This window comes from Desulfosporosinus hippei DSM 8344 (assembly GCF_900100785.1).
In the GTDB taxonomy this organism is placed as follows: Bacteria; Bacillota; Desulfitobacteriia; order Desulfitobacteriales; family Desulfitobacteriaceae; genus Desulfosporosinus; species Desulfosporosinus hippei.
The window spans coordinates 167,357-181,109 of record NZ_FNCP01000004.1 but is presented as its reverse complement, the minus strand read 5'-3'; the positions used below and the strand labels follow the sequence as shown (position 1 = coordinate 181,109).

Genomic DNA, 13,753 nt, shown 5'->3' with positions numbered 1-13,753 from the left:
CAAAAGGGTAGGGTATTGACAAAATATCTCTCTTTTGCTAAGCTAGTGAAGAAATGAGATATGATTTTTCACAAGATGCGCATTCACGAAAACGCTGAGTGAGGTCATAACCAGTACAAAGTCCTTAACTTACGAGGATTCCCTGTATGCGGCAATCAAGAGGCTTTGAATTGATGCTGTGCATACTTGCACAGCTTTTTAATTATCAAAACCTCCTTGTTGGAAGTCATATCTCAAAAATTCCAACAAGGAGGTTTTTTATATGAAAAGAAAAGAATTTGCTAGGCTTATGCCGTGCGAAGCGTTGAAGCGCAGTAAGTCAGCACCGACAATTGTGGTTATTGGGCCATCGACATCTGGTAAGAGCACCTTAATTTACGCATTAGTAAACCATAGAGTAATTGGATTTATCAAAGTGGGAATCGGAGACAAGAGCCAAACCACAATCATTCCATGCAACTTTGTATTCGACGAGCGTATTGCAAAAGACGAGCATTTTGCGATGCGTATACGAATCAAAGATTTTTCGGCAAAGGACGTACACATTGAAATACTTGAACAACTGGCGAAACTGTTCACGAGTAACGAAATGTGCGCGGAGGATACCTTGGATTCCATTGATAACGATTGGTTCCAGAATATTTTGGAGCCGGAAGATGCAGCATATCATCTGGGAAAGATTAAGGAGAAGATATCGGTCGAGGAATTCAAAGAATCAGTTGCTGCTGCCTTAGATACAATTGAAAACGTAGAGCCATCGTTCTCTGAACGTGTGAAAACAAAGAAGAAGGAACTAACTCAGCAGAAAGTAAGAATTTCTGAAATAAGAAAAATGGTCTTTGAGGACATCTGGGAATCTATAGATGATGATCTGCTAGATAGATACTTTAAATGGCTTAATTCCATTGGAGAGCAGATTTCCAATGAACTGAATATTTTGATGAGTGCAGGTAATGCGCTTGGAAATATTTGTGAGTATAGTGCAAATGAGGATGATATATTTGCGTATGGAGGAACGATTCTAAAAGCACTGTTTGATCCGTTCGAGCCATTTAGCTTAATTGTTGAGGATATTACCTTGGCTTGCAGACCCAGAGCGGAGATTATAGCTAGGTCAGAAGAGAACATTCCACTGAGATTTTGTTTGCGTGATACAATGGGGCTTACTCAGATTGGGATGGACGGCAATTCAATTAAGGATGCATTGGATATGGCATTGAATTGTAGTCCTGATAGTATTCTGTTGCTTATGAACCTTGAAGAACGTGATGATGTAATTACCGAAAGCTGTACTGCAATTGAAGAGAAGCTTTTTAAGGCTAACAAGCTTGATGTGCCTGTACACGTTATATTCACAAAAGCTGACCGAATCATCGGAAACCTTATTAATAAAGCTGACAAAGATACTGTTGTGCTTAAGCAGGATGATTATCACGCAAATATTCTTTGTGCGATAGATGCGATGGAAAAATTAATCAAGGGCTATCTAACGAAATTTCCCCAGAGCAATGTGACGTGGTTATCATTAAGATACTTGGAAGAGAACATAGACCCGATACAGCTTGCGCTAAAGAATCATGGCAGTGATAGGCTTGTGCGGTTTACGCCAGACGGATTATATCGGAATATAGACGAAATAATCCGTGAGACACAGAGGCGAATTCTCCCTGCTGGTATAACAACCCCGCTCTTTGTTACAGCTATTGACGCAGATGCTCCAGCAGTTGAAATGAAGATTGCAGGGGAATTGATTTCTAGTATTTTTAATTCAATACAGGCTACCCTTACTGAGGATAAGGCTACCGTGAATGGATACACAATTACAACGAAGTATACTCTGAGTGGAAGAAGCGTCGTTGCATATTATAACAAGCTGCAACGAGGACAAGGTCATACGACTAGAGCGAATGTCTACGGAAACTTCAGCATCAATATGAAAGCTATGCTGAACAATAGCCTATGTAAAGAAATTCCCGATTTCCTTACGTTATACGAGTCACAGGCTATTAGCACGGTTGTTGATAATCTTACAGAAACAGAAGTGGAGCATTTGGTTGAAGAATTTGACAAGAATCAACAGTATAAGGAGCTTGCATTCAACGATATTAATCCCGCACTAGTAAATAAATGGTCAGATAAGCAAAAAAATACGCAGATTTTGCACTTAGCACTAAGAAATTATTTTGGTTCAAGCGAGAAGTTTAATATGGTTATGGATAAAGTAGCCTTTAATTTGTCCTATGGTAATGAACGAATTAGGAGAACTATTGATAGGGTATATCAAAAGCCTATCAGCTACGACCAGACCATGCGTGAGATGCAGGAAACCTTCAAAAAGATATTCGCAACTCAGGCTTTTGCAGATATTATTGCAGAGGAGATTGGTAAAGCTATGACTGATCTTGTTAATAAGATGATTATTATAATTTAACATGGAATATAGTGGCTTCCAAAAAAAAGATGAAGTCAGTGCTGAAACATTGTGTAAACCTCCATAGTCCGGTCAGATAAAGGATGATGGAGGTTTAACGGCATTGAAAGAAAATAATCCCTTGCCGCCAAGGCCCCACCAGGGCTCAACCCGCATCGTTATTGTATCCTCAAGACACGTTGGCGTTACTTTATTTCAAAACGCAACACTAAATAATGTAAATACCTAGCTTAATTAACACGAGGCAAACTTGCATGAAACGATGAGTATATCGGGAATTCCGACATACTCATCAATTTTTATAAAGGAATATAATTACAGTCTGTCGAAATATAAAATGGAATTTTTAACGATTTGAAGGTAATTGTATGGCAATGAAACAAAACGAGTTCTCGGAGCACATGTCCTTTGAATTTCTAGATTTATCGTGAATGCCGGTGCCCATGTGCAAGAGACGGTGGCTGCGCTGTCCCAACAACTAAGACGGTATGTGGACGAGAATTTTTTGGAAGAAGAGCGCCGGATCAATCAGATCGTACGGGAGATCGAAGGGAAAGCTGTGGCCGTTCGCTTCAACCTGCCGCAAGAATGGAAAATGGCAATAGACGGGGGGTCGCCCCGGAAATTTCATTTCCTTTGGACAGGACCCTGTTCACTCCTCGTTGCGGACTATATATGCGTCAGGTGGATATCCCCGGAATTGCCACCAAGTTCATTGAACAGCGAAAAGGGGTTTTTAACGGAACTATTGAATATTATTTTGCCTGAAGAAACGATTGACCACAATACCCCGTCCTTCGAGCAGCGATTTGGATTGCGGGTCAAACCGGTGCAGGCGAGAATGAGGCTGCTGGATCAGGCACAATATATTCAGGGCCTTTCCGATCTGACAATTCCGGTGGAGCAGCTAAGGTCACAAAAACCTGCAATGACCAGGGTCTTTATTACAGAGAATGAAATCAACGGACTATGCTTTCCATCTATCGGCAGTAGCATGGTAATCTTTGGGCTAGGCTACTGTGTGGATGTTTTGAGGGCTGTCACCTGGTTAAGAGAGAAAGAAATCTATTATTGGGGTGATCTTGATACCCATGGATTTGCTATGTTGGACCAAGTCCGAAGCTTCCTGCCTCAAACCTATTCGATGCTCATGGAGGAAAGCACCCTGTTTAAGTACCGTGATCTCTGGAGCGTGGAAGATAAACCTTTTCAGGGGCAACTGACCCGATTAACCCCGGATGAGCACTGCCTGCTCTGTTCACTGCAAAGTAATACCTGGGGCAAGGGTGTCCGGTTGGAGTAGGAGCGGGTTAACTTTCAGGAAATCAAGTAGTTTCTTTTGGCTCATTGGTCCAATCACAGACCAAACTGCAGATCTATTAAAAGGTCAAAAAAGACTATTTTCCTTAAAAAGAAACTATAGCTATAATGACGCCCGGTAAAAAAGCGCGGTTATTCATTGCCAAAAGGAAGTCAAGCTAACAGATGATGAACTCAAAACAGTGGTGATTGATCGGATGAACTGCTTGAGTGCACCGTTACATCTTTTAGGCCAAAAGGATATGTAATATTGATTTAATGGAGAGCCGCGAAGATCCTGAATCATTAAGAAAAATGTATTAGGGTATTGGGGAAATTGATAATGTGCTATATATTCCCACGGACGTTTTTTCTGAGGGAATTTTTTGTTTAGGGGGGGCGCACTATACACGGAAAAAAGAGGTATTTCACGAATTTATATAAGAAAAAATTGTAAATACCCTCTCTTAATTGTAAATACCCTTCAATCTCTTAAAACCAAACACTTTCTGCACAATCATATGTTACAATATGTAAATATGCTTCTCGAATAAATAGACGTTTGGTCACAAAGGGGAAGATAATTATGAAAACAATACGATCAGCATGTCAGTTACATCCCAAGGCCCTTGAAATAAATGTTGGTGATCAGATCGAGCAACTGGATCAGATCATTCATGATACCAACGGACAGGAATACTTTAAGAAAACATTCATTACAGATGGAATGAAGACTCTTCTTTCCAAAGGTATGGCTCGTCTAGCCGGAAAGTCAAACGATACCGTGTTCCATCTTAAACAAGCCATGGGTGGTGGTAAAACGCACTTGATGGTTGGATTTGGACTCTTGGCAAAAGATTCTGCCCTTCGGGAGATACAAATAGGCTCCATTCCATATCAGTCAGATTTTGATACCGCAAAGATAGCCGCTTTTAATGGACGTAACAATCCTCATACTTATTTCTGGGGGGGAATTGCTCGTCAGTTAGGCAAAGAGAGTCTCTTCAGGGAATATTGGGAATCCGGCGCAAAGGCTCCGGATGAACAATCATGGGTAAATCTGTTCGCTGGAGAAGAGCCCATTCTTATTCTCTTGGATGAGATGCCTCCATATTTCCATTATTACAGCACACAGGTTTTAGGACATGGAACAATTGCCGACGTGGTTACCAGAGCATTTTCCAATATGCTGACTGCAGCTCAAAAAAAGAAAAATGTCTGTATTGTCGTGTCTGACCTGGAGGCCGCCTACGATACTGGCGGGAAGTTAATACAACGCGCTCTTGATGATGCTACACAGGAGCTGGGACGTGCGGAAGTTTCTATTACTCCAGTTAATCTGGAATCCAATGAAATCTATGCAATTCTTCGCAAACGCCTTTTTCTTTCGTTACCGGATAAAAGTGAGATAGCAGAAGTTGCCTCAGTCTATGCGTCAAGGCTGGCAGAAGCCGCAAAGGCAAAAACAGTTGAAAGAAGCGCTGAGGCTTTGGCCAACGAGATTGAATCAACCTATCCCTTCCATCCAAGCTTCAAGAGTATTGTTGCCCTGTTTAAGGAAAATGAAAAATTCAAACAAACGCGTGGATTGATGGAATTGGTTTCGCGTCTTTTAAAGTCCGTCTGGGAAAGCAGAGAAGACGTGTATCTAATTGGTGCTCAGCATTTTGACCTTTCTATTTACGATGTCCGCGAGAAACTGGCCGAAATCTCTGAAATGCGGGATGTGATTGCAAAAGACCTCTGGGATTCTTCTGACAGCGCCCATGCGCAGATCATCGACATCAACAGCGGGAATCATTATGCAAAACAAGCTGGAACACTATTGCTTACTGCCAGCCTTTCGACTGCAGTCAATTCGGTAAAAGGGCTTACTGAAAGTGAAATGCTTGAATGCTTAATCGACCCTACTCACCAAGGAAGTGATTTTCTAACCGCATTTAGTGAGCTTCTAAAATCCGCCTGGTATTTACATCAGACCCAGGAAGGACGTAACTATTTCAGTCATCAAGAAAATTTAACAAAGAAACTTCAGGGGTATGCGGATAAAGCTCCTCAAAACAAGGTGGATGAACTGATACGCCATCGCCTTGAAGAAATGTATAAACCGGAAACTAAAGAAGCTTATGAAAGAGTGTTACCTCTGCCAGAAATGGATGAAGCAGAAGCTGTTCTTAAAACAGGACGAGCACTTTTGATAATCAGTCCAGATGGAAAAATTCCTCCAGGCGTTGTTGCGAATTTTTTCAAGAATTTGGTTAATAAAAATAATGTGCTAGTTTTGACTGGCGACAAGTCATCTATTGCCAGCATTGAAAAAGCCGCCCGCCATGTCTATGCAGTAACAAAAGCGGATAATGAAATTCCCGCTTCACACCCGCAGCGAAAAGAGCTGGATGAGAAGAAAGCTCAATATGCACAGGATTTTCAAACCACTGTTCTTTCAGTTTTTGACAAACTTTTCTTTCCGGGAAACAATCGGGGGGAAGCTATGCTGCGGTCGAAAGCACTAGATAGTACGTATCCATCGAATGAACCCTACAAAGGCGAACGGCAGGTTGTAAAAACACTGACTTCTGATCCTATCAAATTGTATATCCAGATCAGCGAAAACTTTGATGCTCTTCGCGCTAAAGCTGAGTTGTTGCTTTTCGGCTCTCAGGATGAGGCTCGCAAGACTGATTTGTTGGACAAAATGAAGCAGAATACTCAGATGCCGTGGCTACCATATCGTGATTTTGATAAATTGTTCATTGAAGCGTACCAGCGCGGTGTATGGGAAGACTTGGGGAATGGCTACATCACCAAAAAGCCGAAACCCAAAACAACAGAGGTCATTATCAGTGAAGACTCATCCCCTGATGATTCGGGCAAGGTGCGTTTGAAGATTGATGTCGTGAATGCAGGCAACAGCCCTCGAATCTACTATGAAGAAGACAGTAATGTTTCCGAAAGCAGCTCAGTACTAAGTGACAATACATTGCTAACCAAAGCACTGAGAGTTCAGTTCCTTGCCGTCGATCCTACAGGAAAAAATCTTACTGGTGCTCCAAAAACATGGAAAAATCGATTGACACTGCGTAACCGATTTGATGAAATTTCCCGAACCGTAGAGCTGTTTGTCGCGCCGAAAGGTTCTATTAAGTACACCTTGGATGGTTCGGAAGCCCGAAACGGAGCTGATTATACCTGTCCTATTCAATTGGGAGATGGAGAAACGACAGTTTATGTCTTTGCCGAGTGTGACGGTCTTGAGGAAAAGCGGAACTTTACCTTTTACAAGTCCGGCTCCAAGGAAGTTCCCATTATTAAAGATGCCCCTGCGATTTTGTATAGCCCGTCACCAAAACGCTTGGATAGTTCCTCGAAAACGTATGAGGGACTGAAGATAGCTAAGGAGAAAAGCATCGAATTTGAACAGGTGATGCTGATGGTGGGCTCTGCCCCTAAGGCGATTCATCTATCCTTGGGGGAAATTAAGGTTAGTGCAGAGTTTATTGAAAAGGCGCTGGCACAGCTTCAAACCCTCCTTAGCCCGGACGCACCTGTGATTATGACATTTAAAAAAGCCTACACGCGAACTGGTTACGATTTAGAGCAATTTGCCAAGCTGCTAGGTATTGAGATAGGCAATGGAGAGGTAGAACAAAAATGAGTGGAACTACAGATTTTGGAGCGCCAACGGAATTTGGTATGCATCATTTTTATGTGGAAATTCCCGCATCTCCGCGGGAAGCTATCGTTATTTATGAGGATTTTGGCTTCAATGGGGATGAAGCTCATCGTGAAACGGTTGAATCCAGACTGGTTCTTGCGCGTGAGCTTTGGAACAAAATCCGGGATGACGCCAGACGAGACTTTAATGCACGCTTAAAAAACAAAAGGCAAAGCACTGGCAGTTGGACAATAGGAAAAGTCAAGCTGGATCGTTTTCTGGGTAGAGAGTTGTGTGTCCTTGGCTGGGCAGCTGAGCATGCCTCACCGGATGAGTGCCTTGTAATATGCCAAAAGTGGCTGGCATTGCGTCCCGAAGAACGTTGGTGGCTTTACAGCAAAACTGCCTCTGAGGCAGGGCTTGACAATCAGTCCGGGCGAGGCTGGCGCAAAGCACTCTATTGCTCCTTGTCTGATGGTACCAACATCAAACTGGAAAATAAGTGTAAACCAAAAATGAAACAAAAGAAATCAGAAAATCAAGAGACCCTATCTCTTTTTGATTTTATGGATAAGGGTGATATCTAATGGCAATTGCACCATTTGAATGGAAAGATAAACCCGCCCTGATTGAACATCTCTTTCCAGTGCAGAAAATATCCGCTGAGAGCTTTAAGGAGCAGATGGCGGGTTCAGGAAAAACCCTCACTGCACTTGGAAGTTACTGGAAAGGGAGAAAGCCGCTTATACTGAACAAAGCTTGCATACTAGGTTCATTGCTACCTGCCACTGAGGATTGGATTAAGGATCTAGAAATATTTGAGCTTTTGATGGGGATGGCCTCTGAGTCTATGCAAAAACGACTTGAAGAAAAACTTTCTGCTTCAAAAAGAGATACTATTAGTCAATTTTTAGTTCTTCCATATAATGAGCAGGTTAAGATCGCAAAACGTCCTGAAGAGGTTGGCGAACACCTTTTCCTGCATGTTTGGGATCGAGTGAATAGACACCTTGGTACTTCAGCAACTTCCTTTCCTGAACTTATAGAACAGATGGGGATTGCTCGCTTTGGGCGGCGTCCAAAGGTTGCAGATGTTTTCTCTGGTTCTGGTCAGATACCGTTTGAAGCGGCAAGACTTGGCTGCGATGTCTATGCCTCTGACATTAACCCTATTGCCTGCCTGCTCACTTGGGGTGGATTTAATATTGTTGGAGCTAGTAGAGAGAAACGCGCTGAGATTGAAAAGGCTCAAAAGAAGCTTTCAGAGCATGTGCAAAAAGAGATTGATGTGCTAGGTGTTGAAACTGATGGCAAAGGATGGCGGGCTAAGGTTTATCTTTACTGTGTTGAAGTAAAATGCCCCGAAACTGGTTGGATGGTACCACTATTGCCAGACAGAGTTATCAGCAGTGGATATAGGGTTATTGCAGAATTAATCCCCAATCACCTTGATAAGCGCTACGATATTGAAGTACGATATGTTGATTCTTCTGAAGAAATAAACGCAGCTCAGGTTGGCACAATTCTAGATGGTAATGTTGTTCATTCGCCTGATGGAGTTACCCAATATCGGATAAACATAAAAACCATTCGAGGAGATTATAAAGAGGGCAAAGAAACCAAAAACCGCCTGCGACTATGGGAAAAATCAGATTTTATTCCCCTTCCGCATGATATTTTCCAGGAACGGCTTTACTGCGTGCAATGGATGAAACAAAAACCGAAAGGAAAGAAATACGACTATGAATTTCGCTCAGTCACATATGATGATCTGGAGCGAGAACAAAAGGTTATTAACTATGTCCGGGATCATCTCGATGAGTGGCAGGAAAAGGGTTACATCCCAGATATGGTTATTGAATCCGGAGATAAAACAGACGAGCCCATCAGAACTCGTGGCTGGACCCATTGGCACCATTTGTTTAATCCGAGACACTTACTCTATCTCGGCACCATAAAGAAAAATATTGAAAATCCTTTTATATACCCACTATTACCTTCAATTTTGGATTTTTCTAGTAAATTAAGTAGATGGACAACATCGGGCGCCAGAATTGCAAAAGATGGAAGTGGTAAGCAAATCGGTGGGGCTAGCAATAACACTTCTAATGTTTTTTATAATCAAGCACTTAATACATTCTACAATTGGGGTTGCCGTTCTTTATTGGACTTATTCGCTGTATTGGACAAGCCTATAAAAAGCATACCATTCACATCTAATACAAAGGTTGGAAATGGCACTGCCTCAGAAGTTCAAATTGAAAATGATATATATATAACCGATCCCCCATACGGTGATGCAGTCAAATATGAAGAGATTACCGAGTTTTTCATTGCCTGGCTCCGTAAGAATCCTCCCAAGGAATTTGAACACTGGACCTGGGACAGCCGTCGTTCATTAGCTATTAAAGGAGAGGATGAGGGCTTCCGCCAAGGTATGGTGGATGCCTACCGTAAGATGACCCAAAAAATGCCGGACAATGGCATTCAGGTTTTAATGTTTACCCATCAAAGTGGGGCTATCTGGGCAGACATGGCAAACATTATCTGGGCAAGCGGCTTGCAAGTCACGGCGGCTTGGTATGTTGTAACAGAAACTGATTCAGCTTTGCGTCAGGGAGCAAATGTCAAGGGAACCATTATTCTGATTCTCCGCAAGCGCCATCAAGAGCTGGAAACCTTCCGTGATGATCTGGGCTGGGAAATAGAAGAGGCAGTCAAAGAGCAGGTGGAGTCGTTGATTGGACTGGATAAAAAGGTACGAGCTCAAGGTTCTGAAGGACTCTACACCGATGTTGACTTGCAGATGGCTGGATATGCTGCCGCTCTGAAAGTCCTGACAGCCTACTCCCGCATTGACGGCAAGGACATGGTCACTGAGGCAGAGGCCCCTCGCCAAAAAGGGAAAAAGACCTTTGTTGATGAACTGATCGAATTTGCAGTCCAGACCGCCGTCCAGTTCCTTGTCCCGGTGGGATTTGAAAAAGGAGAATGGCAGAAACTGCAGGCTGTGGAACGGTTTTACCTTAAAATGGTTGAGATGGAGCATCAGGGTGCCAAGACACTTGATAACTACCAGAACTTTGCCAAAGCCTTCAAAGTCTATCACTTTGACCAGTTGATGAGCGACAGCTCCAAAGCCAATTCTGCACGTTTGAAGCTATCGACCGAGTTCAAAAGCGCGTTGATGTCTGGAGATGCTGAAATTGTGGGGACTCCGCTGCGAGCCTTACTCTACGCTCTCTTTGAACTCTTCAAAGAGGTGGAAGTGGATGATGTGCTGTTACACCTGATGGAAAACTGCCCCAACTATCTAGCCAACAAAACATTGTTGGCCAAAATGGCTGCCTATCTAGCAGAAAAACGGGAAGGTATTAACGGCGCAAAAACCTTCAAACCCGACGTGGAAGCTAGCTGCGCACGCGTACTCGCGGAATCCATAAGAAACCAGAGGTTATAAGATATGACGTTAAAGCGGTTTTCATCTCGAACGGAAAGATTGGATACTGAGTTTTTGGCTAAAACTCTGAAAAGTGCATCAAAGTATTTCCGTATTGCAGGCTATTTCAGGAGTTCTATTTTCGAGCTGGTTGGTGAGGAAATCGCTCAAATTCCAGAAGTGAAGATTATCTGTAACTCCGAACTGGATTTGGTCGATTTTCAGGTGGCCACTGGTAGGAATACAGCCCTTAAAGAACGCTGGAATGAAGTGGATGTGGAAGCTGAAGCGCTCTTGAAAAAGGAGCGTTATCAGATCCTCGACCAGTTATTGCTGTCGGGTAATGTGGAAATTAGGGTTGTGCCGAGGGAGCGTCTGTTTCTGCATGGCAAAGCCGGATGTATACACTATCCGGATGGCAGCCGTAAATCGTTCATTGGATCTGTAAACGAGTCGAAAAGTGCCTTTTCTAACAACTATGAACTGATATGGCAGGATGACGATGAGGAAAGCGCTGACTGGGTAGAGAAAGAGTTCTGGGCCTTGTGGAACGACGGTGTTTCTCTGCCGGAAGCCATTTTGGCAGAAATCAATCGTGTGGCTAATCGTCGGGAGGTCACAGTAGAAGTGTTAAAACCAGATGAGGTTCCGGCTGCTGCAATGGCGGAAGCTCCGATATATCGGGGAGGAGAACAATTGCAGCCATGGCAGCGTTCCTTTGTAACTATGTTTTTGGCGCACCGGGAAACATATGGTAAAGCCCGCTTGCTTCTGGCCGACGAGGTTGGTATTGGTAAAACACTCTCAATGGCAACCAGTGCTCTGGTGAGCGTCCTTCTTGAAGATGGTCCGGTTCTAATTCTTGCTCCGTCCACATTAACGATTCAGTGGCAAATTGAGATGATGGATAAGCTGGGGATTCCCGCAGCTGTTTGGTCTTCTCAAAAAAAGGTGTGGCTTGGTACTGAAGGCCAGATTTTATCCCCACGTGGAGACGCATCTTCTATAAAAAAATGTCCATACAAAATCGCTGTTATCTCTACTGGCTTGATCATGCACCAACGGGAGAGATCCGACTTTGTCAAAGAAGCAGGAATGCTCCTTAAAAATAGATTCGGGACAGTCATTCTGGATGAAGCACACAAAGCACGAGCAAGAGGGTGGCTTGGCGATAAAGCAGCTGAACCGAACAATCTCCTCGCTTTTATGCAGCAAATCGGAAGGCGTACCAAGCATTTGATACTAGGTACTGCAACCCCCATTCAGACGGACGTACGGGAACTTTGGGACCTTTTGGGAATCCTAAATAGCGGTGCAGAGTTTGTTCTTGGGGATTCATTATCCCCCTGGCGAGATCATGAACAAGCGATTCCACTGGTGACTGGAAAAAGCCTAGTCACCTCTGAACAAGAGGTCTGGCGTTGGTTATACAACCCACTCCCACCGGCTAATGAACACCATATTGTTCAGCAGATTCGCGATTATTTGGCGATTGACTCCAAGTCTTTCTTTTGCGCATATAGGTATGAGGACCTGGACTATATGATTCAGAACATGTGGCTTTCTGAATGTCTGGATCCCAAATTCTTCAAAGAAAATAACCCTGTATTGCGTCATACCGTTTTGAGAAAACGAAAACAGCTTGAAGACGATGGTCTATTAGAAAAAGTCGGGGTTAATACGCACCCGGTAACACGAAACCTTGCCCAGTATCAGTCTCGCTTTGTTGGCTTGGGAATACCAACCAATACGCCCTTTCAGGTTGCGTATGAAAAAGCCGAAGAGTTTAGCAAGCTCCTTCAATCCAGAACTAAAGCTGGTGGCTTCATGAAAACTTTGATACTTCAACGTATTTGTTCAAGTTTTGCATCCGGTTTGAAAACCGCACAGAAGATGCTAAAGCACTCTATTTCAAATGAGGATGAGGAGCGCAGTGAGGAAGTAGAACACATCCTTTCTGAAATGACTTCCGCAGAAATCGCCTGCCTCAAAGAAATAGAGACGCAGCTTTCACGCGCTGAAGCGGTTGATTCTAAACTCAATACAGTAAAGTGGTTCTTAACTGAATTCAGGACTGATGGGAAAACATGGCTTGAACACGGCTGTATAATCTTCAGCCAGTACTACGACACTGCGGAATGGATCGCCAAAGAGCTGGCCAAACTTTTTAAAGGTGAAGTTGTGGCCGTATATGCCGGTGTTGGAAAAAGCGGTCTTTTCCGAGACATGCAGTTTAACAATGTCGAACGTGAAGTCATCAAGGCTGCTGTTAGAACCCGTGAGATCCGGCTGGTAGTAGCAACCGATGCGGCTTGCGAAGGGTTGAACCTTCAAACGTTAGGCACCTTGATCAACATTGATCTTCCTTGGAATCCGTCTCGGCTTGAACAGCGATTGGGTAGAATCAAGCGGTTCGGTCAGTCTCGTAAGTTTGTTGATATGCTCAATCTTGTCTACAGCGAAACTCAGGATGAGAAGGTTTACAACGTATTATCAGGACGCCTGCGTGACACCTATGATATTTTCGGCAGCCTCCCTGATATAATTGATGATGAATGGATTGAAGACGAAGAAGAGCTTAATGACCGAATGAACGAATACATTCACGAAAGGAAAAAGGCTCAGGATGCTTTTACTGTGAAGTATCGTGAAACGATAGACCCCGAAGCTCACTTATGGGAACGATGTGCGTCTGTTTTATCTCGGCGTGACATTGTAAACAAACTCACTGAGCCCTGGTGATAAAAGTTTACGAAGTACTTGCTTTTCGTATAACTGCTATTGATAGTTTGTCGGCGGGCTGAACCGCGAAATTATAAGGCTGTAACTTGTAGTTATAATTTTCCTAACCATTTTATGGGAGATTGACTGTAAAATCGAAAAGTAGAAAGTAATAATAGGCTGATTATTGGATCTTTAGGTCTTTAGG

7 protein-coding genes and 1 pseudogene are annotated in these 13,753 nt (G+C 43.3%); all 8 read left to right on the top strand.

What is annotated here, in order from left to right:
• Positions 1-262 precede the first annotated feature (262 nt).
• Positions 263-2,431: a P-loop NTPase family protein gene (locus tag BLS16_RS05470; RefSeq protein WP_092330900.1), complete on the top strand. Its 2,169-nt coding sequence runs from the start codon at positions 263-265 to the stop codon at positions 2,429-2,431.
• A 427-nt stretch (positions 2,432-2,858) separates the two neighbouring features.
• Positions 2,859-2,990, top strand: a pseudogene (locus tag BLS16_RS24850) (DUF3375 family protein); the annotation flags it as partial.
• 29 nt (positions 2,991-3,019) lie between these two features.
• On the top strand, positions 3,020-3,199 hold the full coding sequence (locus BLS16_RS24845; RefSeq protein ID WP_427846369.1) for a DUF3322 domain-containing protein: 180 nt from the start codon (positions 3,020-3,022) through the stop codon (positions 3,197-3,199).
• 73 nt (positions 3,200-3,272) lie between these two features.
• Complete coding sequence (locus BLS16_RS24840) at positions 3,273-3,734, top strand: Wadjet anti-phage system protein JetD domain-containing protein (RefSeq protein ID WP_427846368.1); 462 nt, start codon at positions 3,273-3,275, stop codon at positions 3,732-3,734.
• Positions 3,735-4,316: 582 nt separating this feature from the next.
• Positions 4,317-7,385 carry an anti-phage-associated DUF499 domain-containing protein gene (locus BLS16_RS05460; protein WP_092330897.1) on the top strand — a complete coding sequence of 1,023 codons (3,069 nt, stop codon included), beginning with the start codon at positions 4,317-4,319 and terminating at the stop codon, positions 7,383-7,385.
• Positions 7,382-7,972: an anti-phage-associated DUF3780 domain-containing protein gene (locus BLS16_RS05455; RefSeq protein ID WP_092330895.1), complete on the top strand. Its 591-nt coding sequence runs from the start codon at positions 7,382-7,384 to the stop codon at positions 7,970-7,972. Before BLS16_RS05460 ends, BLS16_RS05455 begins: the two co-directional genes overlap by 4 nt.
• Positions 7,972-10,845, top strand: coding sequence for an anti-phage-associated DUF1156 domain-containing protein (locus BLS16_RS05450; protein WP_092330892.1), 2,874 nt, complete (start codon positions 7,972-7,974; stop codon positions 10,843-10,845). The genes BLS16_RS05455 and BLS16_RS05450 overlap by 1 nt, the downstream gene beginning before the upstream one ends.
• Positions 10,846-10,848: 3 nt before the next feature.
• Positions 10,849-13,566 carry a phospholipase D-like domain-containing anti-phage protein gene (locus BLS16_RS05445; RefSeq protein ID WP_092330890.1) on the top strand — a complete coding sequence of 906 codons (2,718 nt, stop codon included), beginning with the start codon at positions 10,849-10,851 and terminating at the stop codon, positions 13,564-13,566.
• Positions 13,567-13,753 lie beyond the last annotated feature (187 nt).